This window comes from Roseomonas fluvialis (assembly GCF_022846615.1).
In the GTDB taxonomy this organism is placed as follows: domain Bacteria; phylum Pseudomonadota; class Alphaproteobacteria; order Acetobacterales; family Acetobacteraceae; genus Neoroseomonas; species Neoroseomonas fluvialis.
The window spans coordinates 55846-82778 of the sequence record NZ_AP025637.1 but is presented as its reverse complement, the minus strand read 5'-3'; the positions used below and the strand labels follow the sequence as shown (position 1 = coordinate 82778).

The 26933-nt window shown below is 70.4% G+C and carries 24 protein-coding genes; 9 read left to right on the top strand and 15 right to left on the bottom strand.

Annotation, left to right across the window (positions count from 1 at the left end):
• Positions 1–4: 4 nt before the first annotated feature.
• Positions 5–4120: a Calx-beta domain-containing protein gene (locus MWM08_RS00390; protein WP_244457496.1), complete on the bottom strand. Its 4116-nt coding sequence runs from the start codon at positions 4118–4120 to the stop codon at positions 5–7.
• Positions 4121–4295: 175 nt separating this feature from the next.
• Between MWM08_RS00390 and MWM08_RS00385 the strand changes: the two genes are divergently transcribed.
• Complete coding sequence (locus MWM08_RS00385) at positions 4296–4904, top strand: hypothetical protein (protein WP_244457495.1); 609 nt, start codon at positions 4296–4298, stop codon at positions 4902–4904.
• Positions 4905–5045: 141 nt separating this feature from the next.
• Here MWM08_RS00385 and MWM08_RS00380 read toward each other — a convergent pair whose 3' ends face one another.
• The 9 genes from MWM08_RS00380 to carA all read right to left on the bottom strand — a co-directional run bounded on the left by MWM08_RS00380 (position 5046) and on the right by carA (position 13891).
• Positions 5046–6245, bottom strand: a complete 1200-nt coding sequence (locus tag MWM08_RS00380; RefSeq protein WP_244460036.1) for a threonine ammonia-lyase — start codon at positions 6243–6245, stop codon at positions 5046–5048.
• A 241-nt stretch (positions 6246–6486) separates the two neighbouring features.
• A complete protein-coding gene (greA, locus tag MWM08_RS00375; protein ID WP_244457494.1) occupies positions 6487–6960 on the bottom strand; it encodes a transcription elongation factor GreA in 474 nt (157 codons plus the stop codon).
• 111 nt (positions 6961–7071) lie between these two features.
• Positions 7072–10317: a carbamoyl-phosphate synthase large subunit gene (gene carB, locus MWM08_RS00370; RefSeq protein WP_244457493.1), complete on the bottom strand. Its 3246-nt coding sequence runs from the start codon at positions 10315–10317 to the stop codon at positions 7072–7074.
• Positions 10318–10334: 17 nt separating this feature from the next.
• Positions 10335–10502, bottom strand: a complete 168-nt coding sequence (locus tag MWM08_RS00365; RefSeq protein WP_244457492.1) for a hypothetical protein — start codon at positions 10500–10502, stop codon at positions 10335–10337.
• Between the two features lie 24 nt (positions 10503–10526).
• Complete coding sequence (locus MWM08_RS00360) at positions 10527–10826, bottom strand: hypothetical protein (protein WP_244457491.1); 300 nt, start codon at positions 10824–10826, stop codon at positions 10527–10529.
• The gene (locus MWM08_RS00355) at positions 10826–11092 is read right to left on the bottom strand and encodes a hypothetical protein (protein WP_244457490.1); all 267 of its coding nucleotides are present in this window, start codon (positions 11090–11092) and stop codon (positions 10826–10828) included. Before MWM08_RS00355 ends, MWM08_RS00360 begins: the two co-directional genes overlap by 1 nt.
• Positions 11092–11724 carry a LysE family translocator gene (locus MWM08_RS00350; RefSeq protein ID WP_244457489.1) on the bottom strand — a complete coding sequence of 211 codons (633 nt, stop codon included), beginning with the start codon at positions 11722–11724 and terminating at the stop codon, positions 11092–11094. The genes MWM08_RS00355 and MWM08_RS00350 overlap by 1 nt, the downstream gene beginning before the upstream one ends.
• Positions 11725–11727: 3 nt before the next feature.
• Positions 11728–12486, bottom strand: a complete 759-nt coding sequence (locus tag MWM08_RS00345; protein ID WP_244457488.1) for an SDR family NAD(P)-dependent oxidoreductase — start codon at positions 12484–12486, stop codon at positions 11728–11730.
• A 28-nt stretch (positions 12487–12514) separates the two neighbouring features.
• Positions 12515–13891 carry a glutamine-hydrolyzing carbamoyl-phosphate synthase small subunit gene (gene carA / locus MWM08_RS00340; protein ID WP_244457487.1) on the bottom strand — a complete coding sequence of 459 codons (1377 nt, stop codon included), beginning with the start codon at positions 13889–13891 and terminating at the stop codon, positions 12515–12517.
• A 117-nt stretch (positions 13892–14008) separates the two neighbouring features.
• Here carA and MWM08_RS00335 point away from each other — a divergent pair, with 117 nt between their 5' ends.
• Both MWM08_RS00335 and MWM08_RS00330 read left to right on the top strand, forming a co-directional pair.
• Positions 14009–14461, top strand: coding sequence for a GatB/YqeY domain-containing protein (locus tag MWM08_RS00335; protein WP_244457486.1), 453 nt, complete (start codon positions 14009–14011; stop codon positions 14459–14461).
• Positions 14462–14558: 97 nt separating this feature from the next.
• A complete protein-coding gene (locus MWM08_RS00330) occupies positions 14559–14987 on the top strand; it encodes a DUF3592 domain-containing protein (protein WP_244457485.1) in 429 nt (142 codons plus the stop codon).
• Positions 14988–15003: 16 nt separating this feature from the next.
• Here MWM08_RS00330 and MWM08_RS00325 read toward each other — a convergent pair whose 3' ends face one another.
• Positions 15004–15222, bottom strand: coding sequence for a DUF3126 family protein (locus MWM08_RS00325; RefSeq protein ID WP_198371244.1), 219 nt, complete (start codon positions 15220–15222; stop codon positions 15004–15006).
• A 108-nt stretch (positions 15223–15330) separates the two neighbouring features.
• On the opposite strand from MWM08_RS00325, the gene dnaG reads away from it, so the two are divergent.
• From dnaG to MWM08_RS00295, 6 genes are all read left to right on the top strand, one after another.
• Complete coding sequence (dnaG, locus tag MWM08_RS00320) at positions 15331–17130, top strand: DNA primase (RefSeq protein WP_244457484.1); 1800 nt, start codon at positions 15331–15333, stop codon at positions 17128–17130.
• Positions 17131–17201: 71 nt separating this feature from the next.
• Entirely contained in the window at positions 17202–19127 is a 1926-nt protein-coding gene (rpoD, locus tag MWM08_RS00315) for an RNA polymerase sigma factor RpoD (RefSeq protein WP_244457483.1), read from the top strand.
• Between the two features lie 70 nt (positions 19128–19197).
• On the top strand, positions 19198–19773 hold the full coding sequence (locus tag MWM08_RS00310; protein ID WP_244457482.1) for a GNAT family N-acetyltransferase: 576 nt from the start codon (positions 19198–19200) through the stop codon (positions 19771–19773).
• 96 nt (positions 19774–19869) lie between these two features.
• A complete protein-coding gene (locus MWM08_RS00305) occupies positions 19870–20679 on the top strand; it encodes a calcium-binding protein (protein WP_244457481.1) in 810 nt (269 codons plus the stop codon).
• 140 nt (positions 20680–20819) lie between these two features.
• Positions 20820–21491: a Crp/Fnr family transcriptional regulator gene (locus tag MWM08_RS00300; protein WP_244457480.1), complete on the top strand. Its 672-nt coding sequence runs from the start codon at positions 20820–20822 to the stop codon at positions 21489–21491.
• Positions 21492–21534: 43 nt separating this feature from the next.
• Positions 21535–23310 (top strand): CHASE2 domain-containing protein, encoded by a 1776-nt coding sequence (locus MWM08_RS00295; RefSeq protein WP_244457479.1) that lies wholly within the window; start codon positions 21535–21537, stop codon positions 23308–23310.
• Between the two features lie 26 nt (positions 23311–23336).
• On the opposite strand, the gene MWM08_RS00290 is transcribed toward MWM08_RS00295, so the two are convergent.
• The 4 genes from MWM08_RS00290 to MWM08_RS00275 are packed head-to-tail and all read right to left on the bottom strand — an operon-like array spanning position 23337 to position 26899.
• Positions 23337–24224 (bottom strand): polysaccharide deacetylase family protein, encoded by an 888-nt coding sequence (locus tag MWM08_RS00290; RefSeq protein ID WP_244457478.1) that lies wholly within the window; start codon positions 24222–24224, stop codon positions 23337–23339.
• Entirely contained in the window at positions 24221–25297 is a 1077-nt protein-coding gene (gene atzD / locus MWM08_RS00285; protein WP_244457477.1) for a cyanuric acid amidohydrolase, read from the bottom strand. Before atzD ends, MWM08_RS00290 begins: the two co-directional genes overlap by 4 nt.
• Entirely contained in the window at positions 25294–26067 is a 774-nt protein-coding gene (locus tag MWM08_RS00280; RefSeq protein ID WP_244457476.1) for an ABC transporter ATP-binding protein, read from the bottom strand. Before MWM08_RS00280 ends, atzD begins: the two co-directional genes overlap by 4 nt.
• Positions 26060–26899, bottom strand: coding sequence for an ABC transporter permease (locus MWM08_RS00275; protein ID WP_244457475.1), 840 nt, complete (start codon positions 26897–26899; stop codon positions 26060–26062). The genes MWM08_RS00280 and MWM08_RS00275 overlap by 8 nt, the downstream gene beginning before the upstream one ends.
• Positions 26900–26933: the final 34 nt, after the last annotated feature.

Here is a 26933-nt window from a genome sequence, read left to right as displayed (position 1 = left end):
CGCGTCAGGCGAAGATGATGTCGGTCTCGACCACGACGGTACTGGCATCGAAGCGAATGGCCATCTCGACTGTCGCGAGGTCGCCGTCGCCCTCGACGCGCAGCATGAGCGCCGCGGCATCCCAGGCGACCTGGCGCGCGCCGGTGAATTCCGCCGCGGCCACGAAGCGCGCCCCGCCCCAGCCGCCGATCGCGGTGCCGATCGCCGCGAGGTCGATCCGATCCTCGCCCGAGGCGAAGCCGAACACCGCATCACGCGCGGCGCGGGGGCTGTCCTCGAGGGAGAGGTAGCGCAGCAGGTCCGCCCCTTCGCCGGCGACGAGCATGTCGGCCCCGCTCTCGCCCACCAGCGTGTCGGCGCCCTCGCCGCCATACAGCGTGTCGTTGCCCGCCAGGCCGCGCAGCAGGTTGTCGCCGGCACCGCCGCGGATGACGTTGTCGAGGTCGTTCCCGGTGCCTTCGAGCGCCCCCGCCCCCAGCAGCAGGCGTTCCACATGGTCGGCCAGGGCGAAGGACCGCAGCGCGATCAGCGTATCGGTGCCGCCATCGGCCGCTTCGACGACCATGTCGGCTTCGGCGCCGACCACGAAGGTGTCGTTCCCCGCGCCGCCGACCATGAGGTTGCCGGCATCCGGCGCACCGGCATCCTCGGGGATGACGACGCCCACCAGCCGGTCGTCGCCATCGCCGCCGTGCAGCGTGTCGGCGCCGGTACCGCCGACCAGCGTGTTGTCGGCCCCGTCGCCCACCAGGCTGTCGTCGCCGGACCCACCGCGCAGGATCTCGAAGCCGTCGATCGTGTCGCCCTGCGCTTCGCCGCCCGTCCCGCGGCCAACCGCGAGGTCCACCGTCACGCCCGCGGTCGCCCCAGCATAGGACAGCACGTCACGATCGCCCTCGCCGCCCGACAGCGCGTCGGCGCCCTCACCGCCGGTGATCGTATCGTCGCCGTTTCCGCCCAGGATGACGTCAGGGCCGGCATTGCCGAACAGCAGGTCATTGCCCTCGCCGCCCGACAGCGTATCGCCCGAGCGGCTGCCGCGCAGCGTGTCGCCGCCGGTCGTGCCGGTGAAGACATCGTCGTTGTCGATCACGGCTTCGGCCTGCGCGGTGCCGATCGTAGCGCCCGGACCGGGGCCCCGGAGGCGCACGGCGAAGCCCTCCTGGCCCTCGGCGACCGTGTCGCCGGCGACCTGCACGGTGATGCTGCGGGCGGTCTGCCCAGCCGCGAAGATCAGCAGGCCCGTGGGCAGGTCCCCGCCGGCAAAATCCGCCGCATTGGCCGAGGCACCCGGGCCGCGGTCCCCCACCACCGACCAGCGCACGGCATGCGCCACCGCCAGGTCGCCCGACCGCGTCACGGTGAAGGTGTAGGTGATGGTGCCTGAATCGCCCTCGGCGCGGATCGTGTCGGTTGTGGCGATGTCGAAGCGCGCATCGTCGTCGACGATGATGCCGGTCGCCTGCGTGCGACCGAGCGTGGCGCCGCCGGCCGGGTTCGACAGCGTCAGCGTGAGCGTCTCGTTCCCCTCGACCACCGCGTCGTCGAGGATCGCCACGTCGATCACGGCGCTGCGCTGCCCGGCCAGGATGGTGACGCTGCCCGCGGCGGCGGTGAAGTCGCCCCCTGCTGCGGCGGTGCCATCAGCCGTGGCGTAGGAGACCGCGACGTCATTGCCGACGGCGTAGGACAGCCCCAGCGTGAAGCGCATCACCGCCGCGCCGCCATTGCCTTCCGTCAGGCGCGCATCGAGCACGTCGATCACCGGCGCGTCGCGGGCATCGTCGTTGACGATGGTGACCGATCCGCTGGCATCGACGATCGGTGCGCCGGTGGCGTTGGACAGGACGATCCGGAAGGCCTCGTTCGCTTCCCAGCCCGCGTCGGGAGCGATCGCGATCTCGATGGTCTTGCTGGCCTCGCCCACGCCGAAGCCGAGGGTGCCGGAGGCGGCGGTATAGTCGGTGCCCGCCGTGGCCGTTCCGTCGGCCGTGGTCCAGTCCACGCTGGCCGCCGCGTTGGTGTCGGTGCGGGTGACCGTGATGGTCGCGGTGGTGGCGCCGCCGGTGCCCTCGTTGACCGACACGTCCGCGACCGAGAGGCCGTCGTCGTCGCGGATGCTGCCCTGGGCGGTGCCGCGCAGGATGCCCGCGCCGCCGGTGGCGTTGGACAGCGTGACGGTGAAGGCCTCGGTGCTTTCGAAGTCGCTGTCGCTCAAGATCGGCACGGTGAAGCTGCGCGTGGTCACGCCCGCGTTGAAGGTCAGCGTGCCGGACGCCGCGGTGTAGTCCGTCCCAGCCAGCGCGGTGTCGTCGGAGGTCGCGTAGTCCACCGTGGTGGTGCCGGCCATCGCCGAGGCGAGGGTGACAGTGAAGGTCAGGTTGATCGACCCGCCGGTGCCCTCCTGGATCGAGATATCGCTGATCGAGAAGCCGTCGTCGTCGAGCAGCGTGGCCTGCGACACGTCGTCGCCGATCGTGGCGCCCGAGGCGTTGGACAGGCGAATAACGAAGCCCTCGGTGCCTTCGACAGCGGCGTCGCGCAGGATCGGGATGGTGAAGGTCGTGCTCGATTGCCCGGAAGCGATGGTCGCGGTGCCGCTGGTGGCGGTGTAGTCGACCCCGGCGACCGCGGTGCCGTCCTCGGTCGCGTAGTCGACGGTGATGGTCTGGTCAGTCGGCCCCGCAAGGCGGATCGTGACGGTAGCGCTGCCCGGCGTGGCGGCGGTGCCTTCGACCACCGTGACGTCGTCGATCAGGATGCGGTCGTCGTCGGTGATGGTGCCGGTCGCGCTGGCATGCGCGATCGGCGCGCCGGCGGCGTTGGACAGGGTCAGTGACAGGGTCTCCGCGGTTTCGCTGGCGGCGTCCCCGACCAGGCTGATGGTGACCTGCTTCTGCGTCTCGCCGGGTGCGAAGGTCAGGCTGCCGGAGCTCGCGACGTAGTCGAGACCGCCCTGCGCCGTGCCGTCGGCCGTGGCCCAGTCCACCGTGACAGCGTCGTCCAGCGCGGCGAGCAGGCGGACAGTGAAGACCATGCTGCCCGGCGTACCGGCGATGCCCTCGACCGCGGTGGCGTCGTCGACGCGCAGCCCTTCGTCGTTGAGGATGGTGACGATGCCGCGCGCATCGCCCAGCGTCGCGCCGGTGGCGGAGAGCAGGCGGACCGTGAAGGTCTCGTCCGCTTCGAGCCGCCGGTCGCCCAGGATCTCGATGCGGATCTCCTGGGTCGCACTGCCGGGCGCGAAGATGACGGTGCCGCGCTGCGCCCCGAAATCACGCCCGGCGGCGGCGGTGCCGTTCTGGGTGGCGTAGCGCACCTCGACCGCACCATCGGCGGGCGTGGAGAGCGTGACGGGCACGACGACGAAGGACGGCGTATCGCCGTTGCCTTCCTCGATGCGGGCATCGCCGACCGACACGCGCCCCTGCACCGCGCCGTTGCGGATGGAAAACACGAAGCTGCCCGGGTCGTCGATGTTGCTCGCCCCCGGCAGGCCGAGCATCCCGGCCTGGTTGCCTGCCTGTGGCAGTTCCAGGAAATCCACCCCGTTGCCCGAGGTATAGCCGGCGCGCGCCACCGTGCCGCCCAGCCCGCCCGACCCGCCGGAGAAGTCGCCGGTCGTCCAGGCCATGGATTCGTAGCGAAACTCGATGTCGAAGTCGCCGGAATCACCCACCTGATGCAGGCGCAACTGGAACGCGTTCAGCTTGTCGGTCTTGCGGGTGAAGTAGCCGACATCGTCCCAGGTGGCGGTGAAGACGCCGTTGGCGGCATCAATGTCGTACCAGACCTGGTTGCTGCCGCGAGAGGTCCCGCCCGCAGAAGGCGCGCCTGGACCACCGCGGGTATCGACATCCGCCCAGAACGGGGCGATCAGCGGATTGGCGCTGGCGCCGGTGATCGCGGTGGGCGTGAAGGCCGACAGCGACGCGGCGAAGGACACGCTGCCGTTGTTGTTCACCCAAAGCCCGGTGAAGACGAAGCCGTAGAAGTTCAGCCCCGCCGGCAGCGCCGGCCTGAGGTCGATGAAGGTCGATGAGCCATCGTCGGTGCGCGCGATCGCGTTCTCGCCGAAGCCGGCCACACCGCCCAGCCCATCGATCAGTGACGTCGTCATCATGCCTGCCCGCGGACCACCCGCGCGGCCAGGATGCCGTGCCCGCCTTAAGCCGCAGTGAAGCAGCCGGGTGCCCTGCAACCCCGGCGTGTCCTGGGCGCGGGTTCTTCTGGCCTATCGGGATGTTTCGGTGTCGGTAAAGTCGCCACCGGGGCGCTCTACCGCAGGAGTCGGCATGACTGGCATTTTCAATGCGCGGAACACCTGGTTCGGCGTCGGGGTGAAGTTCGGCGGCACCGTGATCGGCGCGGGCATGGAGAGCACGAGCGGCTACATCTTCAACCTGGAGAACCCCAACCACGCCTCCGGCTTCACCATCGAGAGCACGCGCCTCGGGCCGGGGCTCGGCGGGTCGCTGTTCGGCGGCACGATCGTGTTCGTGCTGGATTGCCGGTCGATCTTCTCGATCGACGGGCTGCAGATCGACGACTGGGCCTTGAACGTCGCCTTCGGCGCCAAGCTCGATGGCATCGTGAAGCTGCTGCGCGGTGCGAAGGAGATCGACACGATCTGGCCGATCGCGCGCAGCATGCTGGGAACGCTGAGCCATCTGCGCCGCGGGGCGGGCCAGGCGGGACGCGCGGCGATGCCTGCGCTGCAGGCGATGAACCTGACGACCGAGTCCTTCGACAAGATCAAGGTGGCGACGAACTACACCTGGAACGCGGTGAACACCTATGCCCGCAGCGGCGACCCGGTGGTGCTGGCGCTCGACATTCCGGGCACCGGGTACGGCGTGGAGCTGACGCTGACGATCACGCAGGGCAAGTTCACGCTGTTCTAGGCGGGGTCACCGCTCGGGGGGCTGCGCGGGCCTGACGGCGGCTCGGCTTTCGGCCGCGCCGCACGACATTCACCAGGCGTGCGGCGACCGGGCTTTCAGCCCCGCCGCGAGCGATTCATTCGGCGTGCGGCGACCGGGCTTTCAGCCCCGCCGCACGACATAATCCGCCGCCTCCATCGCCGCGATGATGGCATCGCCCTGGGCGGCGTCGCGCACCTCGATCATCAGGTGCAGCTCGGTGCTCTGAACGGTGGGGGCACCGAACAGCTGCTGGTGCTTCACCTCAATCACATTGCCACCGGCATCCGAGATGCGCTTGGCGATGTCCGCCAGCACGCCCGGGCGGTCCGGGATATCGAAGTGCAGGCGCAGGATGCGCCCATCGCGCAGCAACTGCCGCAGCAGCACGTTGGACAGCGCGCGCGCATCGATGTTGCCGCCGCAGACGGTCGTGCCGACGACGCGGTTGCGGAACCGCTCGGGATAGGTCAGGACGGCTGCCAGCCCCGCCGCGCCCGCTCCTTCCGCCACCACCTTGGCGCCCTCGGCCAGCAGGGCCACGGCCTGTTCCACCGCGCGCTCGGGCACCAGCAGCACCTCGTTGTGGCAGCGCCGCAGGATCGCCAGCGGCAATTCGCCCACGTCGCGTACCGCAATGCCCTCGGCGATGGTCGGCCCGCCGACCGAAACCGGCTCGCCTGCCAGGCGCTGTGCCATGGCCGGATAGCCCTGTACCTCCACGCCGAACACCGGCATGCCCGGCCGCAACGATGCCGCGACGGTCGCGACACCCGCGCACAGCCCACCGCCGCCGATCGGGATGACCAGCGCATCGACCTGCGGCGCGTCCTCGAGCAGTTCGAGCGCCATGGTCCCCTGGCCCGCGATCACCGCCGGGTCGTCATAGGGATGGATGAAGACCAGGCCCTCGCGCAGCGCCAGGTCGTGGGCATGGGCGGCGGCCTCGGCCAGCGTCTCGCCATGCAGCACGACGCGCGCGCCCCAGGATTCCGTGCGCACCACCTTGGTGGCGGGGGTGAAGCGCGGCATCACGATGGTGGCGGCAACGCCAGCCAGCTGCGCGTGGCGCGCCACCGCCTGGGCATGGTTGCCGGCGGACATGGCGATGACACCGGCCTCGCGTTCGCGGGCGGTCAGCAGCGCCAGGCGGTTCGCGGCGCCACGCTCCTTGAAGGCGCCGGTCGCCTGCAGGTTGTCGAGCTTGAGCATCACCCGCGCCCCCGCCGCGCGGCTGACCGCGGGGTTCTCGATGGTGGGAGTGCGGAGGATGGCGCCGCGGATGCGCTCGGCCGCGGCGCGGATATCGGCCAGCGTCACCATCGGCGCGACGGGTGCGGCATCCTCGGCGCGAAGCGCGTTCACGGGCGTCATGGCGATCCTCAGGGTCAAAAAACGAAGGGCGCGTCCGGTGCCCCGGCGCGCCCTGGCCGATGCATGTATCGGGTCCGGCACCGGCCCGCTCCCCCACCAGGCAACCCAACGACAGTATCCTGGATGGTGGCCGGGTGGGGGAGCATCCGGCGTCGGGCGTGGAATGCGCCATAGGCGCATTCCCGATGCATCAGGCGTAGTTCACGGCGGTAATCTCGACCGACCTCGCACCGCCCGGCGCCGGCACCTCGACCGCGTCGCCGACCTTCTTGCCCATCAGCGCCTTGGCCAGCGGCGAGGTCACCGAGATCGACCCGTTCTTCATGTCGGCTTCGTACTGGCCGACGATGCGGTAGGTCTTTTCGTCGTCGCTCTCCTCGTCGACGATGGTGACCTTCGCGCCGAAGCGCACCTGGTCGCCGGTGATGCGCGAGACGTCGATCACCTCGACCGAGGGGATGATGCCTTCGAGTTCGCCGATGCGGCCCTCGATGAAGGACTGGCGTTCGCGCGCGGCGTGGTATTCCGCGTTCTCGGACAGGTCGCCATGGGCGCGCGCCTCGGCGATCGCGCGGATGATCGCGGGGCGCTCCTCGCCCTTCAGGACCTTCAGCTCCTCCTCGAGGCGCGCGAGGCCCTCGGCGGTCATCGGGAACTTCTGCACGGCGAAACCTTCCCAACACTACGATGCCCCACCGGCGCTGGGTCCGGTTCAGCCAGGCCTGGCGGTCGATGGGGGGAGACAGATCAGGGGCCTTGTGAGGCCCCGGAACAGTCAGAACGACGTAGCAAAATACGCTTGCAGGGGGGCTACATCAAGGGTTCCGGCCTTGAGCGCCGCAATCGCGTGTACCGCCGCCCTCGCACCGGCCGCCGTCGTGTAGTGCGGAATGCCATGCGTCAGCGCGCTGCGGCGGATGTCGAAGCTGTCCGAAACCGACTGCCCACCGCCGGTGGTGTTGATCACCAGCTGGATGTCGCCGGACTTGATGGCATCCACGCAATGCGGGCGGCCTTCCAGCACCTTGTTGATCACCTGGCACTCCACGCCGGCCTCGCGGATGCGCGCGGCGGTGCCGCGGGTGGCGGTGATGCGGAAGCCCATCTCGGCCAGGCGGCGGGCCATGGTGACCGCCGCGGCCTTGTCGGTCTCCTTCACCGAGATGAAGGCGGTGCCGGCTTCGGGCAGCTTCACCCCGGCACCGAGCTGCGCCTTGAGGAAGGCGCGTTCGAACGACAGGTCGAGGCCCATCACCTCGCCGGTGGATTTCATCTCGGGTCCCAGGATGACATCGACATTCGGGAAGCGGTTGAAGGGGAAGACGGCTTCCTTCACCGCGACATGGCGGGAGACGGCGTCGTCATCGAGCTTGAAGGCGGAGAGCAATTCGCCCGCCATCACCCGCGCGCCGATCTTCGCCACCGCGACACCCGTGGCCTTCGCCACGAAGGGCACGGTGCGGGATGCGCGCGGGTTCACTTCCAGGACGAAGATCTCGTTGTCCTTCACCGCATACTGCACGTTCATCAGGCCCTGCACCTTCAGTGCGCGGGCCATGGCTTCCGTCTCGGCCTTGAGTTCCGTGACGATCGCCGGCGGCAGCGAATAGGGCGGCAGGGAGCAGGCGGAATCACCGGAATGGATACCGGCTTCCTCGATATGCTCCATCACGCCCGCGACATAGACCTGGCCCGCGGAATCGCAGATGCAGTCGACGTCGACCTCAATCGCATCGGCCAGGTACTGGTCGATCAGGATTGGGTTTTCGCCCGAGACCTTCACCGCCTCGGCGCCGAAGCGGCGCAACTGTTCGTCATTGTGCGCGATCTCCATCGCACGACCGCCCAGCACATAGGACGGGCGCACCACCACCGGGTAGCCGATGCGGTTGGCCTCGACGATGGCCTCGTCGATGGTCCGCGCGGTGCCGTTCTGCGGCTGCTTCAGGCCGAGGCCCTTCAGCAGCATCTGGAAGCGCTCGCGGTCCTCGGCGATGTCGATGGCCTCGGCGGACGTGCCCAGGATCGGGATGCCGGCCTTGTGCAGCGCCTGGGACAGCTTCAGCGGCGTCTGGCCGCCATACTGCACGATGCAGCCCATCACCTCGCCGGATTCCTGTTCCTTGCGGATCAGGGCGATCACGTCCTCGGCGGTGAGCGGTTCGAAGTACAGCCGGTCGGAGGTGTCGTAGTCGGTGCTGACCGTCTCCGGGTTGCAGTTGACCATGATGGTCTCGTAGCCGGCATCGCGCAGCGCGTAGCAGGCGTGAACGCAGCAATAGTCGAACTCGATCCCCTGCCCGATGCGGTTCGGCCCGCCGCCGAGGATGATGGCCTTCTTGCGCGCCGTGGGGCGCGATTCACATTCGGGCGTGCCGAAGCCGCCCTCATAGGTCGAATACATGTAGGGGGTTTCGGAGGCGAATTCCGCGGCGCAAGTGTCGATGCGCTTGTACACTGGATGCACGCCGAGCCGGTCGCGCGCCGCAAAGACATCGGCTTCCTTCACGCCCGCGATCCTGGCCAGCCGGGTGTCGGAGAAGCCGAGCGCCTTCAGCTTGCGCATCGCATCCGCGGTCTTCGGCAGGCCGTTCGCGCGAACCTGCGTCTCGGCGGCAACGATCTTCTCGACCTCGCGCAGGAACCAGGGGTCAAACTTGCAGGCCTCGTGGATGTCCTCGAGCGAGACGCCCGCACGCATCGCCTGCGCGGCCATCAGGACGCGGTCGGGGCGCGGGGTGGCCAGCGCAGCGTGGAAGGCCTGCGCCGAACCGTCGCCGGGCACCGGCACTTCATCAAGGCCCGACAGCCCGGTCTCCAGCCCCCGCAGGCCCTTCTGCAGGGCCTCGGCGAAGGACCGCCCGATCGCCATGGTCTCGCCCACCGACTTCATCGAGGTGGTCAGCGTCGCCGGTGTGCCGGGGAATTTTTCAAACGTGAACCGCGGGATCTTCACCACGACGTAGTCGATCGTCGGCTCGAAGGAGGCCGGCGTGACCATCGTGATGTCGTTCTGCAATTCATCCAGCGTGTAGCCAACGGCCAGCTTCGCCGCGACCTTGGCGATGGGAAAGCCGGTCGCCTTCGACGCCAGCGCGGAGGACCGCGACACGCGCGGGTTCATCTCGATGATGACCATGCGGCCATCCTTCGGATTGATGCCGAACTGCACGTTCGACCCGCCGGTATCGACGCCGATCTCGCGCAGGCACGCGATGCTCGCGTCGCGCATGCGCTGGTATTCCTTGTCGGTCAGCGTCAGCGCCGGTGCGATGGTCACGCTGTCGCCGGTATGCACGCCCATCGCGTCCAGGTTCTCGATGGAGCAGATGATGATGCAATTGTCCGCGCGGTCGCGGACCACCTCCATCTCGAACTCCTTCCAGCCGAGCACGCTTTCCTCGATCAGCACCTCGGTGGTCATCGAGGCCGCGAGACCGGAGGCGACGATCTGGTCGAATTCCTCCTTGTTGTAGGCGATGCCGCCGCCGGTGCCACCCAGCGTGAAGGACGGACGGATGACGCAGGGCAGGCCGACGATCTTCAACGCCTCCCAGGCCTCCGGCATGGTGTGCGCCACTTCGCTGCGCGGGCTCTCGATGCCGATCTTCGTCATCGCGTTGCGGAACTTCTGACGGTCCTCGGCCTTGTCGATGACCTCGGCCTTCGCACCGATCAGCTCGCAGCCGTACTTCTCCAGGATGCCGGCCTCGGCCAGCTTCAACGACGTGTTAAGCGCGGTCTGCCCGCCCATGGTCGGCAGCAGCGCGTCGGGGCGTTCCTTGGCGATGATCTTCTCGACGATCTCGACCGTGATGGGCTCGATGTAGGTGGCATCCGCCAGGCCCGGGTCGGTCATGATGGTGGCCGGGTTGGAATTCACCAGGATCACGCGATAGCCCTCGGCGCGCAGCGCCTTACAGGCCTGGGCGCCGGAATAGTCGAACTCGCAAGCCTGGCCGATCACGATCGGGCCGGCGCCGATGATGAGGATGGACTTGATGTCGGTGCGCTTGGGCATGGGGGGTGTCCGTGGGCTCAGCGTGAAGATGTGGCGGCGGCGGGCCGGCATTCGGGGCGTGGGCGGGCGTCGAGGCGCGTCTCGGGGCCGATGTTGGACCGCGCACCGGCGTCGTCGCAGAGCGTCTGCAGCCCACGCGGCGGGTCTTGCCAGCCGGCGACACCGCAGGCTGCGAGAAGCAGCATCAGGGGCAGCATCCGCAGCATCCGTCAGGCCTTCCGCGGAAACAGCAGCAGCGTCAGGAAGGCGACGGTCGCGACCAGGCCGCCGACGATCAACAGACCGATGATGGCTTCATCCACCAGGCTCGGACGCTGCGTGTTGAAGGCCCAGAGCGCCCCGATCGCCGCCATGACGCCATAGGCGGCGCAGCAGGTCACGGCCGGGCGCAGTGCGCGCGTACCGGCGCCGAGCAGCGCGGTCATCCGCCAGAACAGCACGATGGCCGGCAGCATGAGAACCAGCGCGGCGATCGCGCCTTCGAACAGCGCATCGAGGCCCGCATACATCAGCGGATCTCCATCGCGCGTTGCTGGCGCCTGGCGCTCAGCAACAACAACGGCAGTACCAGCAGATGCGGAATGCCCCAGAAGGCCAGCGCCGCCATCGCCTGCGGCCCGGCCATCAGCGTGGTCGCGCCATGCACGGTCACGGACAGCGCGAAGGCAGTCAGCGCCGCGCGCATCGGCGGCATCAGCTTGCGCAGGCTGGCCGAGAGCATGAACAGCACCAGGCCCGAATAGGCGAGCGCGAAGATCCCGGCGAGGATATCCATCAGCCGCGGCTTTCCGTTGCGAGCTTCACGGCGATCAACCCTAGCGCGGCGCCGAGGATCCAGCGCTGCGCCGCCATCCAGCCCGGCCGCGTGCCGAGGAAGCGCGCCACGCCGGCCGCGCCATAGACCAGCAGCCCGTCGAAGATGATGGCGACACCGATCTGCACCGCGCCCAGCACGGCGCCCTGCACGAACACCGAGCCGAGCGCCGGGTCGATGAAGGGTGGCAGCACCGCCACGTAGAAGATCGCCACCTTGGGGTTCAGCGCCGCAGTCGCGAAGCCGACCGAGAACAGCCGCAGCGGCGGTTCCTGCGGCATCGGTCGTGGCGAGAAAATCGGCTGCCCGCCCGGCCGCACGCATTGCCAGGCGAGGAACAGCAGATAGGCCGCGCCGCCGATCCGCAGCACGTCCCACGCATACGGCACGGCGAACAGCGCGGCGGTCAGCCCCGCCGCCGCGCACAGCATGATGACCAGAGACCCGGCCTGGCAGCCCACGAGCGAGATCATCCCCGCCCCCGTCCCCTGCGCCAGCGCGCGGGAGACGAGGTAGAGCATGTTCGGCCCCGGCGTAGCCGCGAGGCCGAGCGACAGGGCAGCGAAGACCAGCAGGGTTTCGACGGCCGGCATAGCTCAGCCGTGCACCGAGAACCCGCCATCCACCGGAATCGCCACCCCGGTGATGAAGGCCGCCGCGTCACTCGCCAGGAACGCCGCCACGCCCTCGAAATCCCCCGGATTGCCCCAGCGCTTGATCGGCGAGCGCCGCAGCACGTCGTCGTTCAGGTTCGCCATGTCCTGCCGCGCCTTGCGCGTGAGGTCGGTGTCGATCCAGCCCGGCAGGATCACGTTCACCGTGATGCCGTCCGCCGCCCACGCGACAGCCATCGACTTCGTCATCTGCACCACGCCGCCCTTCGATGCCCCATACGCCGCATGGAAGGGCAGCCCGAAGATCGACAGCATCGACCCGTTGTTGATGACGCGCCCGACGCCGCCCTGCTTCAGGAAGGGATAGGCCGCCTGCGCAGCGATCATCCCCGACGTCAGGTTGGTGGACAGCACGGTGTGCCAGTCCTCCATGCGCGTGAGTTCCGGCCGGTTGCGGATATTCGTCCCGGCATTGTTCACCAGGATATCCAGCCGCCCGAGACGCTCAGCCGTCGTCGCGACCATGGCGCGGATCGACGCCTCGTCCGTGACATCCACCTCGATGCTGTCGGCGCGCGCGCCGAGCGCCGTCAGCTCCGCCACCGCCGCCGCGTTCTTCGCCGCGTTGCGCCCGGCCACCATCACGCTGGCGCCGGCCTTGGCTAGCCCGCGCGCGAAGCCCAGGCCGATGCCGCCATTCCCGCCGGTCACAAGTGCTGCGCGCCCCGAAAGATCGAACATGACTTTCCCCCTCGATGGACCTGCCGCGTCAGGCGGCGGCCTTGTGCGCCTCGATCATCGCGACGAAGCGGTCGAACAGGTAGTGGCTGTCGGACGGGCCGGGGCTCGCCTCCGGATGGTACTGCACGGAAAACGCCGGACGGTCGGTCGCCGCGATGCCTTCATTCGTGCCGTCGAACAGCGAGACATGCGTGACCTTCGCATTCGCGGGCAGCGTCTTCGGGTCGACCGCGAAGCCGTGGTTCTGCGAGGTGATCTCGACCTTCCCGGTCTCCAGGTCCTTCACCGGCTGGTTCGCGCCGCGATGCCCGCGCGCCAGCTTGTAGGTCTTGGCCCCCAGCGCCAGCGACAGCAGCTGGTGGCCCAGGCAGATCCCGAACACCGGCAGCTTCGTCTCCAGCACGCCCTGGATCGCCGGGATGGCATAGACGCCGGTCGCCGCCGGGTCGCCCGGGCCGTTCGACAGGAACACGCCATCGGGCTTGTGGCGCAGGATGTCCTCGGCGGTTGCCGTGGCGGGCACCACCACCACCTCGCAGCCGGACGAGGCCAGGCAGCGCAGGATGTTGCGCTTCGCGCCGTAATCCACCGCGACCACCTTGTGCTTCGGCGCCGACTGCCGACCGAAGCCGTCCGGCCAGGCCCATTCGGTCTCGTCCCAGGAGAAGGACTGCCGGGTGGTGACCTCCTTCGCCAGGTCCATGCCTTCCAGGCCCGGCCAGCCGGCGGCCTGGGCCTTCAGCGCGGGAATGTCGAAGCGGCCATCGGCGCGGTGGCAGATGACGCCATTCGGCGCGCCGGCGTCACGGATGCGCGCGGTCAGCGCCCGCGTGTCGATCCCTGCCAGGCCCGGGATACCGTGCGACACCAGCCAGTCATGCAGGTGCTTCGTGGAGCGGTAGTTCGCCGGTTCCGTCACGTCCTGCTTGACGATCAGCCCGCGCGCGGCGGGGGTGACGGTCTCGATATCCTCGATGTTGGTGCCGACATTGCCGATATGCGGGAAGGTGAAGGTGATGACCTGCCCGGCATAGGACGGGTCGGTCAGCGTCTCCTGGTAGCCCGTCATGCCGGTGTTGAAGCAGATCTCGCCGACCGAGGCGGTCTCGGCGCCGAAGCCGCGGCCCCAGAAGACCGTCCCATCGGCCAGCACCAGGCAGCCGGTGGCGCCGTCGGGGGGGGTGTCGGGGCTGGCCATGGAAGGCTCCGTCCTGGGGGTTTCGGCGGGCGTGCCGGGAAGGTCGGCCAGCGTCAGGCCGGTCGCGGCCAGCACGGCGGGCCAGTGCTTGGCCGGGATGGCGCGGGCCTGGCGCCACTTGCGGATGGCCTCGGTGCCCACCCCGCAACGGGTGGCGGCGGCCTCGGGCCCGCCCAGCAGGGCGATGATCTCTTCCACGGTGCGCATGCGCAGGGTTATGCCGGGAAGTGATTTCCCACCGCAAGCAGAATCCAGTGAGTGGGAAGTTTCCTCCCAGGCGGTCGCCGCGCTATATCCCCGCCGAACCGACCGAGGACACACGCCATGGACCTGCGCGCCCGCTTCACCGACGAACTCAAGACCGCGATGCGGGCCGGCGAGGCCGCGCGCGTCTCCACCCTGCGCATGATCACGGCCAAGCTGAAGGACACCGACATCGCCGCCCGTCCCGGCCCGCCGGTCGATGATGCCGGCATCGTCGCCATGCTGCGCGGCATGGCCAAGTCCCGCGCGGAATCGGTGGCCATGTACCGCCAGGGCGGGCGCGAGGAACTGGCCGCCAAGGAGGAAGCCGAGATCGCCGTGATCGAAGCCTTCCTGCCGCAGCAGATGGACGATGCCGCCATGGCCGCCGCGGTGGATGCCGCATTGGCCGAAACCGGTGCGACGTCCATCAAGGACATGGGCAAGGTGATGGCAGCGTTGCGCGGTAAGCACGCCGCGACGCTCGACATGGCCAAGGCCGGGCCGCTGGTGAAGGCGCGCCTCGGCGGCTGAAGTCGCCATGGGCCGCCGCCGCCGTCCGCACCGCCCGGGCCGGCCCCGCCGACGCCGGGAGGTCCCGCCCCCGCCGGCGCCGCGGCCGCGCTGGGGCGTGGCGGCGCTCAGCTTCGGCCTGGCGTGCCTGATCGGCGCGCTGATCGTGACCCAGATGCGTGACCGCCACGCCCTGTCCAGCCGCGGCCTGCGGATCGAGGCGGTGCTGGAGCGGCTCGACCACCAGGACCACCGCCACGGCTGGTTCGAACAGCGGCGCACCTACTACCCGGTCTTTGCCTTCACCAGCGCGCAGGGCCACGCGATCGAGGCGCAGGGCCGCCAGCCGGTCTATCCGCCGCTGCCGGTGGCCGGCCAGCGGATCCAGGTGGTCTATGACCCGGAGAACCCGACCCTCGTGCAGTCCGCCGCGGCTGTCGATGCGGCGTCGGACTGGGAGGTCTGGGTCTTGGCGCCCGTCGCGGTGCTCTCGCTGCTGCTCGGCGTCGTGGCCATCCTATGGCCCGGGCGCCTGCGGCGGCCGTGAGCGCCCGCCGCCCCGGTCAGTTCGGCATCTCGAGGTCTTCGGACAGCACCACGATCTGCACGGCGTAGGAGACTTCGCCATCCTCGGCGTCGCGATGGATCGTGCCGATGAACTCGTCGCCGACCTTGAGCTCGGTCGAGCCACCCTTGCGCTCGGGCGCGGTCACGGCGATGCGGTTGTTGCCGAACAGGCGGCGGAGATGCGCCTGCACGGCGGCGCGTTCGGCCGGGGTCATGGTGCGATACCTCGTGGTCGGGAAGGCCGGCTGGATAGCCGTGCGGGCGGCCGGGCGCAAATCCGGCTCGCACGCGCCCTCGCTCGGGGGTAAATGGCCGACCCGCCCATGGCCCTCCCGCCCGCCTTCCTCGACGAGCTGCGCGCCCGCACCCCGCTGCCGGGCCTGATCGGCCGCAAGACTCGGCTGTTGAAATCGGGGCGCAACTGGAAGGGCTGCTGCCCCTTCCACGGCGAAAAGACGCCATCCTTCTATGTGTATGACGACCATTTCCATTGCTTCGGCTGCGGCGCACACGGCGATGCCATCACCTTCGTCATGCGCGCCGAGGGTGCCGCCTTCCCCGAGGCGGTGGAGCGCCTGGCCGCCGAGGCCGGCCTCGATGTGCCCAAGCCCAGCCCGCAGGAGGCCGCTCGCGAACGCCGCGCCCGCGACCTGCACGCGGTCATGGCCGCAGCGGCCGAAGCCTATCACCGCCGCCTGTTCCTGCCCGAGGGCCGCCCCGCGCTCGACTACCTGCTTCGGCGCGGGCTGACCGAGGCGACCATCCGCGCCTTCATGCTCGGCTGGGCGCCGTCCGGGCGCGGCGCGATCGCTGCCGACCTGCGGCCCGAGGACATCTCCGAGGAGCAGATGCTGGAAGCCGGCCTGCTGCGCGCGGGCGAGGCCGGCGACCCACCGCGGGACTTCTTCTATGCGCGGGTGATGTTCCCGATCCGCGACCGCCGTGGGCGCGTGATTGCCTTCGGCGGCCGCATCCTGGGCGATGGCCAGCCGAAATACGTGAACAGCCCGGAGACCCCGCTGTTCCGCAAGCGCATGAGCCTGTACGGACTCGACCTGGCGCGGGAGGGCGCCTTCCGCGGCGCCCCGGTGGTGGCGGTCGAGGGCTACATGGACGTGATCGCGCTGCACCAGGCCGGGTTCACAGGGACGGTCGCGCCGCTCGGCACCGCGCTCACGCCCGAACAGCTCGAGGAATTGTGGCGCCTCAACCCAGAACCCGTGCTGTGCTTCGATGGCGACGCCGCGGGCGCGCGCGCCGCCGCCCGTGCGGCCGAGACCGCCCTGCCGCTGATCACCACCGAGCGCACGCTGCGCTTCGCGACCCTGCCCGCCGGCGAGGACCCCGATACGCTGACCGCCCGCGGCGGGCGCGCCGCCTTCCAGTCTGTGCTGGACGCCGCCCAGCCGATGGCCGAGGCGCTCTACGGCCTGGTCGCCGAAGGCCGGCCCGCCGCGACCCCCGAGCAGCGCGCGGCCCTGCGCAACCGCCTGGCCGGGGCGGCCGGGGCCATCCCGGACAAGGCGCTGGCGGCAGAATATCGGCGGGTGTTGCTCGATCGCTTCTTTGCCGCCTCGCGCCCGGCGGCGAAGGGCGGCCGTCCGGCGCCGCGCCGCGCTGCGCGCCCGGCCATCACCGCGGGCCCCGTGCTGGCCGAACGGGCCCGGATGCTGCTCGCGATCCTGCTGCGCCACCCCTGGCTGCTGGCGCAGGCCGAGGAGGCCGTCGGCCTGCTCGACCTGCCCGATGGCCCCCCCGCGCAGCTTCGGGCCGCGATTCTCGCATGGCATGGGGGGACCGAACGGGTTGACTCCGAGGGGTTGATCGCCCACCTCGCACAAACCGGTCTTGAAGATGCCGCGGCCTGGGCGCTTTCGCCCGCCGGCCTTCCCGCCGCGGCACGGCCGGAGGCCCTGCCCGGGGAGGTCGACGAAGGCTTCTGGCACTTCTTTGCCCGGCTTGGCGGAGAGTCGGGGTTGCGCGAACAGCAGCAGGAAGCGCTGACGGCCTTGATCGAGACCAACGACCCGGCCGCCGAACTGCGCCTCAAGCGGCTGTCCGAACAGCTCGAGGCGGTCCGCCGCGGCGACGAGGCGGCGGGCACGGCGGGTGACGCCGCATAGGGTAGGGGCTTTTTTATCTCGGGCTTCCGGTTCCGCCGGCGGCCCCGACGCGTTGACGGAGCGGGATGCGCATGGCGAGCAAGGCGGCGGCAGGGACCGAGACGACCGAGACGCGGGACGAGCAGGTCGAAGGACTGCTGCTCGATACCCAGTCGGCGGCCGTGAAGAAGCTGATCGCCCGGGGCAAGGAGCGCGGCTACGTGACCTATGACGAGATGAACGCCGCCCTGCCGCCCGAGCAGGTGTCCTCCGAGACCATCGAGGACACCCTGGCCACGCTGAGCGAGGCCGGCGTCAACGTGGTCGAGGCCGAGGAGACCGAGGACGGCGACGCCGCCCCCGCCAAGCCCGCCGAGAAGAAGGATGGCGAGGACGAGGAGGAGTCCGGCGGCAACGTCGACGAGGAATCCCTCGGCCGCACCGACGACCCGGTGCGCATGTACCTGCGCGAGATGGGCTCGGTCGAACTTCTGAGCCGCGAAGGCGAGATCGCCATCGCCAAGCGCATCGAGGCCGGGCGCGACATGATGATCGGGGGGCTGTGCGAGAGCCCCCTGACCTTCCAGGCCATCCTGCGCTGGCACGAGGCGGTGAAGGCCACGCCGCCGCGCATGCTGTTGCGCGATGTGATCGACCTGGAAGCCACGCAATCCGCCGGCACGCCCGACGGCACGCCTGCCCCGGCCGCCGAGGAGGAATTCGAAGAAGGCGAGGAAGGCGAGGGCATGGGCCTGTCGCTCTCGGCTCTCGAGGAAAAGCTGAAGCCCGAGGTGCTGGCCACCTTCGGCGAGATCGAAAGCCTTTATGGCAAGCTGGCCAAGCTCTCGAACAAGCGCATGGAGGCCTATACCTCCGGCGAGGAACTGGCCGGGCGCGGCGAGAAGACCTACGAGAAGTCGCGCCGCGAGCTGATCTCGTTGGTCGAGAAGGTCCACCTTCATAACAACCGGATCGAGGAGCTGGTCGACCAGCTCAAGGGCCTCAACCGCAAGCTGACAGTCCTCGAAGGCCAGGTGCTGCGCCTGGCCGAGGCGCAGAAGGTCAAGCGCGAGGACTTCCTGCAGCATTGGCGCGGCAGCGAGCTCGACCCCGCCTGGCTGGAGCGCGTGGGCGCGCTGCCCGGCAAGGGCTGGAAGGCCTTCGTCGCGAAGTCCTCCACCGAGGTCGAGGCGATCCGCGCCCGCATCGCGGAAGTCGCGAACCTGACCGGCATGCCGGTGGCCGAATACAAGCGCGTCTATGCCACCGTGTCGCGCGGCGAGCGCGACATGACGCAGGCCAAGAAGGAGATGATCGAGGCGAACCTGCGCCTGGTGATCTCCATCGCCAAGAAATACACCAATCGCGGCCTGCAGTTCCTCGACCTGATCCAGGAAGGCAACATCGGCCTGATGAAGGCGGTCGATAAGTTCGAATACCGCCGCGGCTACAAGTTCTCGACCTACGCGACCTGGTGGATTCGCCAGGCGATCACGCGCTCCATCGCCGACCAGGCGCGCACCATCCGCATCCCGGTCCATATGATCGAGACGATCAACAAGCTGGTGCGCACCAGCCGCCAGATGCTGCATGAGATCGGCCGCGAGCCACAGCCCGAGGAACTGGCCGAGAAGCTCGGTATGCCTCTGGAGAAGGTGCGCAAGGTGCTGAAGATCGCCAAGGAGCCGATCAGCCTCGAAACGCCGATCGGCGACGAGGAAGACAGCCACCTCGGCGACTTCATCGAGGACAAGGCAGCGATCATCCCGCTCGATGCCGCGATCCAGTCGAACCTGCGCGAGGCCACCACCCGCGTGCTGGCCAGCCTGACGCCCCGCGAGGAGCGCGTGCTGCGCATGCGCTTCGGCATTGGCATGAACACTGACCACACGCTGGAAGAAGTTGGCCAGCAGTTCAACGTGACGCGCGAACGCATCCGCCAGATCGAGGCGAAGGCACTGCGCAAGCTGAAGCACCCGTCGCGGTCGCGAAAGCTGCGGTCGTTCCTCGACAACTGATCCGCGCGCGCGGCTTGACCGGCGCCGCGCCGTGCCGCGACAGTCACGGCACGGGGAGAGGGACGCGGCCATGGCGGCGACGCTTTCGGATGGCATCGAGGAGGTGGCGGTCGACGTCACCTTCCTGCGCATGGAGGCACCGCCGACCGACCCTCCGCGCCCCTTGCCGCACGGGCTGCGCGTGGATCATGCGGCGCGCTGTTCGGTGCCCTTCTACCGCTACCTGTACGACACGGTGGGCGAGCCCTGGCTTTGGTGGATGCGGCGCACCGCGTCCGATGCCGACCTCGCGGCGCTGCTCGCGATGCCGGCCATCTCGGTCCATGTGCTGGTCCGGGATGGTGAACCAGCCGGCTTCTACGAACTGGACCGGCGCGCGACTCATGTCGTGAACCTGGCCTATTTCGGCCTGATGCCCTGGGCGATCGGCGGCGGGATCGGCCGCGCCTTCCTGCGCCACGCGATCGACACGGCCTGGGCCGCGGGGCGCGCGGCCGTCACTGTGAACACCTGCACGGCGGACCACCCGCGCGCTCTGCCGGCCTATGTCGCGGCCGGCTTCCAGCGCCTGCGCACGGTGCGCGAGACCTGGCCGGTGCCGCGGCGGCTCGGCCTCAAGGTGCCCGCACACCTGGCGCGCGGCTGACCCACGCCCTGTTCCCGCGGGAACAGGCGGTGCAGCCGGCACGCGTCATCCTGCCTGCCAGGCCGCACCCCGCGGCAACAGGCAAAGGATGCAGCCATGTTCCGCATACCGATCTTCGGCAATGACGCGGCCAATTCACTGTCCTTCGGCAGCAATGCCGACTTCGCCTTCCATGTCATGGCCGGCGGCGGCAATGACTATGTTCGCGGCGGAGACCTCGACGATCTCCTCGAGGGCGGCTCCGGCGACGACGACCTGCGCGGCGGTGGCGGCCACGACATCCTGCGCGGCGGCACCGGCGACGACGACCTGTTGGGCGGCGAGGGCAACGACGTGCTCCACGGCGGCGACGGCCGCGACATGCTGGCGGGGGATGGCGGCAATGACGCGCTGCACGGCGGTTCGGGCAACGACGACCTGCGCAGCAGCGAGGGCAACGATGCCCTGTTCGGCGACGCAGGCAATGATTGGCTGCGCGGCGAGGCGGATCACGACCAGCTGTGGGGCGGCAGCGGCGCCGACACCCTGATCGGCGGCGCAGGGCAGGACACGCTGACCGGCGGCAGCGGCGCGGACAGCTTCACATTCTGGCGCGAGACCGACAGCCAGATGCAGGCGCGCGACGTCATCCGCGACTTCGAACAGGGGATCGACCGCATCGACCTGTCGCTGATCGACGCGCGCGACAGCGGCGGCGGCTTCAGCGATTTCGACGATGCCTTCACCTTCCGCGGCGACCGCCAGTTCACCGGCACCGCGGGGGAGCTGCGCTACGACATCTACGTGGTGGGCGGCGGCGAATCCGTCACCATCCTGCGCGCCGACACCAATGGCGACCGCACCGCGGATCTCGAGGTGCGGATCGAGGGTGCCTTCCTGCTCAACGTCGCCGACTTCGTGCTCTGACGGCACCGGGGCCGACGCGCCATGGCCGCGCTCCAGGCTGAGCCCGGCGCCTGCCCGGCCGGGGAGCGGGTGCAGGGCGCCCCCCCGGGCGCACGACGGCGCATGGCGTCGCGCCGGCCGGCTGGGCAGAATGGCGCCCCGTGACCGAGATCGACCCCCGCCGGCTGCTTGACCGCCTGCCCATCCTGGAGGGCGTGCCGCCCGCGGCGCGCGACCTGCTGGCCGCCGCGGCGCGCCAGGTGCGCCACGACGCGGGCGCCACCATCTTCCGCCGCGGCGACCCCGGAGAGGGCATGCTCGTGGTGCTCGATGGCCTGGTACGGCTGCACCTCGCCTCCGCCGCCGGGCGCGAGCTGACGCTGGGGCTCGCCGGGCCGGGCGAGCCGGTCGGCGAGATCGCGCTCATCGACGGCGGGCCGCGCAGCGCGGACGCCACCGCGCTCACGCCAGTCCGTGCCCTGATGTTCCGCCATGCCGACGCCGCAGCGATCATCGCCACCGACGCGACGGTGGCCGGCGCGCTGCTGCGCACCCTGGCCGGCCGGCTGCGCCGCACCACCGACCAGACGGAATCGGTCGGGCTGCGCACGCTGCAGGCGCGGCTGGCCACGGCGCTGCTGCAACTGTCCAAGGCAGATCCGTCCGGCCTGGTGCGCCTGCCGCAGGGGCAGATCGCCGCGCTGGTCGCCGCGACGCGCCCCAAGGTGAATGCCGTGCTGGCGGATTTCCGCGCCCGCGGCCTGGTGGAACCTGCCCGCGCCGGCCTGCGCCTGCTGGACCCAGAGGCCCTGCGCGCGCTGGGCGAGGCATGAAGCGACGGCCGCCCCACGCGCCCCCCGGCGCGGGCGCGACGGCATGAAGGCCGGCGCGATCGCCGCCGGGCTGTTGGTGGTCGCGACTCTGCTGGCGCCGCGCATTGCCGAACGCGCGCGCGATGCGGCGACCGACCTGCTGGTCCAGGCCGTGCCGCGCCCGCCCGATCGCACCACACCGGTGGTGATCGTCGCGATCGATGCGGCTGCGCTCGCGGCCCATGGTCCCTGGCCCTGGCCGCGGGCGACGCTGGCGCGGCTGCTGGCGGCCGCGGCGGTGGCGCGCCCAGCCGCGATCGCTCTCGATGTCGCGCTGCCGGACCCCGCGCCGGGCGATGCCGCGCTGGCGGCGGCACTCGCCTCGGCGCCCGCGGTGCAGGCCGTGCTGGCGGGCACCGGCCCGCCGCCCCCCGGGCCGGGCATGGTGGTGCTGGGGGCGCCGGACCTCTCGGCGCTCCAGATGCTGCCCGGCATATCGGCGCCCGCCGTGGGCGGGGCGCCGGTCGGCTTCGCCGGGCTGCCCGGGGCGGTGGTGCGCGTGGCGCCCATGCTGGTGCGTGCCGGGCCGGATGCGCTGCTGCCGGGCCTCGCGGTCGCGGCGCTGGCCCGTGCGCTGGAGGCGCCGGCGTTGATCCTGCGCGAGGGGCTGCTGCAGCTGGGCGACGCGGGCATCGCCCTGCCGCCCGATGCCCTGCTGAGGCTGCATCCGGCTGCCGCGTCGGTGCCGCAGGTCCCGGCCGCGGCGGTGCTGGCGGGCGCGCCGGCGGTCGAGGTGCTGCGCGGGCGGATCGTGGTGGTCGGCGTGACGGCGCCCGGGGCGGCGGTACTGCGGCCCTCGGTGCTCGGGCCCTTCACGCCCTCGGTGGTGATCCAGGCAGAGGCGGCGGCGCAGCTAGCGACAGGCTGGGTGCCGCTGCGCGCGCCCGGCGGCGCCCTGGCCGGCGCACTGGCAGCACTGCTTCTGGGTCTGGCGGCGGCGGCGCTGGTGCGCTGGCGGACGGCGGCGGGGCTGGTGGGCGCGGCGCTGGTCGCGCTCGGCTGGGTCGGCCTGGCCGCGGCGGCGCTGCGCCTTGGGCCGCTGCTCCTGGACCCGCTGGTGCCGGCGGCCGCCGCGCTGCTGGCGGGCCTGACCGAGGCCGCCGCCGCCGCGCTGCGATTGGCGCGGGAGAAGGCACGGCTGGCCGCCCGCTTCGCGCATCGCCTGCCGACCGGCGTGGTGGAACGGCTGCTTGCGATGCCCGAGGCCGAGCGGCTGCAGCCCGAACGCCGCCGCGTCGCGGTGGTGATGACCGACCTCGCGGGCTTCTCCGCCATGGTGCGCACGGGCGAACCCCAGGCGGTGGTCGCGGCGCTGAACGACTACCTGCGCGGGGTCGAGCAGGCCTTGCTTGCGCAGGGTGCCACGCTGGAGCGGCTGATCGGCGACAGCGTGCTGGGCGTGTTCGGCGCGCCGGTCGCGATGGAGGATGTGGGCCAGCGCGCGCTGGCCGCCGCGCGCGCCATCGATGCCTTCGCGGAGGATTTCCGCCGCCAGCCCGAGGCGGTTGCGCTGGGCTTCGGCGAGACGCGTATCGGTGTCGCGGCCGGCGAGGTGCTGGTGGGCGAGATGGGCGGCGCGCGCCTCACCTGGACGGTCTGCGGGGATGCCGCGAACATCGCGGCGCGGCTGCAGGAACTCGGCAAGACGGTCGGGCAGCGCGTGCTGGTGGCAGGCATCGAGGATGCGTCGCTGCCGCCGCCCTTGGGCGTGTTCGCGCTGCGCGGGGTGGGCGATGTGGAGGTCAGGCCGCTCGACCCCGCGGGACAAGGATCCGTGTGACGCGGCGCGCCCCCACGCCCCCTGATTCAGGCGGTGTCGCCGCTTGCGCGATACCAGGCGGCGATCTCGGTGCCCTGCAGGAAGGCCACGCGGGGATCGCCGGCGAGGTCGTCGAACAGGGCCTCGAGCGCCGCGATCCGGTGCGGCACGCCCGTGATGTAGGGGTGGATGGCGATGCACATGATCTTCACGCCCGCATCGCCCTCGGCTTCCTGCAGCAGGCGGGCCGCAGACAGGCGCGCGCGGCGCGGCAATTCGGTCTCGTCATGGTGCTGGATCATCACCACGGGGATGTCGTTGAGCTCGACGGAATAGGGCAGCGCGAGCATCTCGCCATGCGTGGTAGCGATGCGCGCGGGCAGGTCGTCCACCACGAAGTCGCCGGTCCACGTGATGCCGTGTTCGGCGAGCAGGTCGGGGGTTTCCGGCGTCTCGGTCAGGCCCGGGCCAAGCCAGCCTTCGCAGGGCCTGCCGGTGAAGTCCGCGATCGCCTGCGTGGTCCGCGCGATCATGCCGCGCTGGTCCTCGATGCGGTGCGTCGGCACCTGGAACCAGCCATGGCCCATGAAGTCCCAGCCGGCATCGCGCGCGGCGGCGGCAACGCGCGGGTAGTGGGTGATGACGCTGCCGTTGATCGACAGGGTGGGCCGGATGGAATGGCGCGCGAACAGCGCGTGGAAGCGCCAGAAGCCCACGCGCATCCCGTATTCGTGCCAGGCCCAGTTCGGCACGTCGGGCAGCAGCGCCGCACCGGTGGGCGGGCTGAGCACCTGGCGCGGCATGGGGTTCTCGATCAGCCAGGTCTCGACATTCACGACCGGCCAGACGATCAGGCGTGCGCCACCCGGCCCCGCGTGGCGTGGGCGGTCTGAGGGCGCGGTGTAGCGCAGGCGGTCGCGCGGCTGCATGGTCATCGGCGCGCGATGACGGCGACGGGGCCGCCGCCATCGGGGCCCTGGTGCTCGGCGCCGCCGGAGATGAACAGGTCGGTGCACCCGGTGGCTGCTGCGGCCACGCCGCCGACCAGCGCGCGGGCGTGGCGCGTCGCGTTGATGTCACTGTCGTCGTTCATGATGTGCCTGTTGCCGCGGATGCGGCCGGTGCTGGAGGGTTCGGCCTTCGCGAGCAGTGCCACCAGACGCGCAGCCTGGTCTGGGGCGAGTTGCCCGCCGCCGGGATCGAGGCCCGCGCCGCGCAGCGCGGCATGGATGGCGGGCAGGTCGATGCCGTCCTGCATCACCGCATGGGCGATGCGCAGGTCGCCGGCCCAGGCGTGGGAATTGCCGAACACGACGACCTCGTTGCGGGTCAGTTCGACGCCGGCGGAGCAGGACGCCACGCCCGAATACAGCGACGTGTCGGCGCCGATGGCGTCGTCGGTCACGCCGGCAACCTCACCGAGGGCCACCGCGACGCCGAGTGCGCTGGCGCCGCGCGACAGGCCCATCGAAGCGTAGGTATCCGTCGTCGCAACCGGCGCGCGCGCCTGCGCGATGCGTTCGCTGGTCAGCAGCGGGCACTTCACCTGCACGTAGTGGACATCGTCGATCGCAGCATCGTCGATGGCCGCGCGCACCGCGGTGGCGGTCGCTTCCACCTGCGCCCTGCGGCCGATCTCCTCCGGCGCGAAGTCGCGCGTGAAGGCGGTGCCGATGGCAAGCGCGCCGGTCGGCGGGACCTGCGTCTCGCTGACCGACACCACGATGAAGTGTGGCGACAGGCCGCCCTCCGTGCCGCCCGACATGACCATGGCGACGCGCGCGGCAACTTCGTCCACCGTGCTGCCCAGCCGCGTCGCGAGCATCACGCACAGCGCTTGCACGGCATAAGCGCGGGTAAAGTCGTTGACGCAGCCATTGCCCTCGGTCTTGCCGAGGATGGCGACGATGCTGCGCGGGTCGAGCCCTGTATCCAGCAGCGCCGCGACGGCCGCGACATCGCCCGGGTGGCGCATCGCCACCCGCTGCACGGATGCGATTCGGGTCATGCCGCCTTGCGCGCGTGGTGGCTGTGCAGCCGGGCCGAGAGGTCGCGCCGCACCTCGTTGAACTCCGGCGAGGCGACGTCGCGCGGCCGCGGCAGGGTGATCATGTGTTCGCTCGCGATGCGCCCGGGGCCGGGTTCCATCACCACCACGCGGTCAGCCAGGAAGATCGCTTCCTCGATAGAATGCGTGACGAACAGGACGGTCAGCTTGGTGCGTTCCCAGATGTCGAGCAGCTCGTCCTGCAGGCGTTCGCGAGTCATGGCATCGAGCGCGCCGAAGGGTTCGTCCATCAGCACCATATCGGCTTCGTTCGCCAGCACGCGGGCGATCGCCACACGCTGCTTCATCCCGCCCGAGAGCTGGTGCGGATAGGCATCGGCGAAACGCGTGAGGCCCACCATGGTGACGAAGCGTTCGACCGTGTCGCGCACCTCGGCCTTGGGCAGCCCGCGCGACGACGGCCCGAAGCCGATGTTCTGGCGCACCGTCAGCCAGGGGAACAGCCCGTAGTCCTGGAACACCATGCCGCGGTCCGGGGCCGGGCCGCCGACCGGCTTGTCCCACATCAGCGCAGTGCCGGATGTGGGTGGTTCGAACCCCGCCACGATGCGCAGCAGCGTCGATTTCCCGCAGCCCGAAGCGCCGATCAGGCAGACGAATTCGCCCTTCTTCACGACAAGGTTGGCGTCGCGCAGCGCCTCGATCTTCTGGCCGTTGAGCTCGTAGATCTTGCCCACGCCGCGGACATCGAGGATGGGCAGTTCAGCCATGGTGGGATGGGCTCCAGCGCAGCAGGCGGTTCATCACCATCACCACCACGCGGTCCGACAGGAACCCCGCGATGCCGATCACGATCATGCCGCAGATGACCAGTTCCGTGCGCGACAGCGTCCGCCCATCCATGATGACGGCGCCCAGACCCTGCGGCACGCCGGTCATCTCGCCGACCACGATCACGAACCAGGCGAGGCCGAGGCCGAGCCGCAGGCCGGTGAAGATCGACGGCAAGGCGGCCGGCAGAACCACCTTGGTGAACTGGGCGGAGGGCGAGCAGCCGAGCATCGACGCCGCCTCGAACAGTCGCTTCTCCACGCTGCGCACACCGAACACGGTGTTCAGCAGGATGGGGTAGAAGGCGCCGAGGAACACGAGGAAAAAGGCCGATCGCGGCCCAAGGCCGAACAGGATCATCGACAGCGGCAACCAGGCGGTGACCGGGATCGGCCGCATCAATTGCAGGAAGGGGTCGAGCAGCGCGCGGATGGTGTCGTTTCGCCCGATCAGGATACCGAGCGGCACCGCCACGATCGCCGCCAACGCGAAGCCGCCATAGACCCGCGACATCGAGGCCAGCAGGTGGATGTGCATGGTCGCCGAGAAGGCATCGTCCCAGATGCCGCCCCAGACGAAGTCCACCATGTATTCGGCGACCTCGGCCGGCGACGGGATAAGGCGCGTCATCCCCGCCTGCACCGCGAAGTGCCAGACCGCCAGCAGCAGCAGCGGTACGATCCAGGCCAGCACCGTGCCGCGCACGCGCTGCCACAGGCTCACGGGCACGCGCGTCGCGGCGGGTTCGACCGATTCGGCGGCGGCGCTCATGGCGGCTCCTGGCACAAGGGGGGCGCCGGCGGTG

Excerpts from the sequence above, each read along its gene's own strand:
- MWM08_RS00385 (WP_244457495.1), top strand. The coding sequence starts at position 4,296 with ATGACTGGCATTTTCAATGCGCGGAACACCTGGTTCGGCGTCGGGGTG.
- MWM08_RS00305 (WP_244457481.1), top strand. The coding sequence starts at position 19,870 with ATGTTCCGCATACCGATCTTCGGCAATGACGCGGCCAATTCACTGTCC.
- MWM08_RS00380 (WP_244460036.1), bottom strand. The coding sequence starts at position 6,245 with ATGGTGACGCTGGCCGATATCCGCGCCGCGGCCGAGCGCATCCGCGGC.
- MWM08_RS00325 (WP_198371244.1), bottom strand. The coding sequence starts at position 15,222 with ATGACCCCGGCCGAACGCGCCGCCGTGCAGGCGCATCTCCGCCGCCTG.
- MWM08_RS00345 (WP_244457488.1), bottom strand. The coding sequence starts at position 12,486 with ATGTTCGATCTTTCGGGGCGCGCAGCACTTGTGACCGGCGGGAATGGC.
- MWM08_RS00275 (WP_244457475.1), bottom strand. The coding sequence starts at position 26,899 with ATGAGCGCCGCCGCCGAATCGGTCGAACCCGCCGCGACGCGCGTGCCC.
- MWM08_RS00310 (WP_244457482.1), top strand. The coding sequence starts at position 19,198 with ATGGCGGCGACGCTTTCGGATGGCATCGAGGAGGTGGCGGTCGACGTC.
- MWM08_RS00290 (WP_244457478.1), bottom strand. The coding sequence starts at position 24,224 with ATGACCATGCAGCCGCGCGACCGCCTGCGCTACACCGCGCCCTCAGAC.
- MWM08_RS00365 (WP_244457492.1), bottom strand. The coding sequence starts at position 10,502 with ATGCTGCTTCTCGCAGCCTGCGGTGTCGCCGGCTGGCAAGACCCGCCG.
- MWM08_RS00355 (WP_244457490.1), bottom strand. The coding sequence starts at position 11,092 with ATGGATATCCTCGCCGGGATCTTCGCGCTCGCCTATTCGGGCCTGGTG.
- carB (WP_244457493.1), bottom strand. The coding sequence starts at position 10,317 with ATGCCCAAGCGCACCGACATCAAGTCCATCCTCATCATCGGCGCCGGC.
- MWM08_RS00335 (WP_244457486.1), top strand. The coding sequence starts at position 14,009 with ATGGACCTGCGCGCCCGCTTCACCGACGAACTCAAGACCGCGATGCGG.
- MWM08_RS00350 (WP_244457489.1), bottom strand. The coding sequence starts at position 11,724 with ATGCCGGCCGTCGAAACCCTGCTGGTCTTCGCTGCCCTGTCGCTCGGC.
- rpoD (WP_244457483.1), top strand. The coding sequence starts at position 17,202 with ATGGCGAGCAAGGCGGCGGCAGGGACCGAGACGACCGAGACGCGGGAC.
- atzD (WP_244457477.1), bottom strand. The coding sequence starts at position 25,297 with ATGACCCGAATCGCATCCGTGCAGCGGGTGGCGATGCGCCACCCGGGC.
- MWM08_RS00280 (WP_244457476.1), bottom strand. The coding sequence starts at position 26,067 with ATGGCTGAACTGCCCATCCTCGATGTCCGCGGCGTGGGCAAGATCTAC.
- carA (WP_244457487.1), bottom strand. The coding sequence starts at position 13,891 with ATGCGCACCGTGGAAGAGATCATCGCCCTGCTGGGCGGGCCCGAGGCC.
- dnaG (WP_244457484.1), top strand. The coding sequence starts at position 15,331 with ATGGCCCTCCCGCCCGCCTTCCTCGACGAGCTGCGCGCCCGCACCCCG.
- MWM08_RS00390 (WP_244457496.1), bottom strand. The coding sequence starts at position 4,120 with ATGACGACGTCACTGATCGATGGGCTGGGCGGTGTGGCCGGCTTCGGC.
- MWM08_RS00360 (WP_244457491.1), bottom strand. The coding sequence starts at position 10,826 with ATGTATGCGGGCCTCGATGCGCTGTTCGAAGGCGCGATCGCCGCGCTG.
- MWM08_RS00295 (WP_244457479.1), top strand. The coding sequence starts at position 21,535 with ATGAAGGCCGGCGCGATCGCCGCCGGGCTGTTGGTGGTCGCGACTCTG.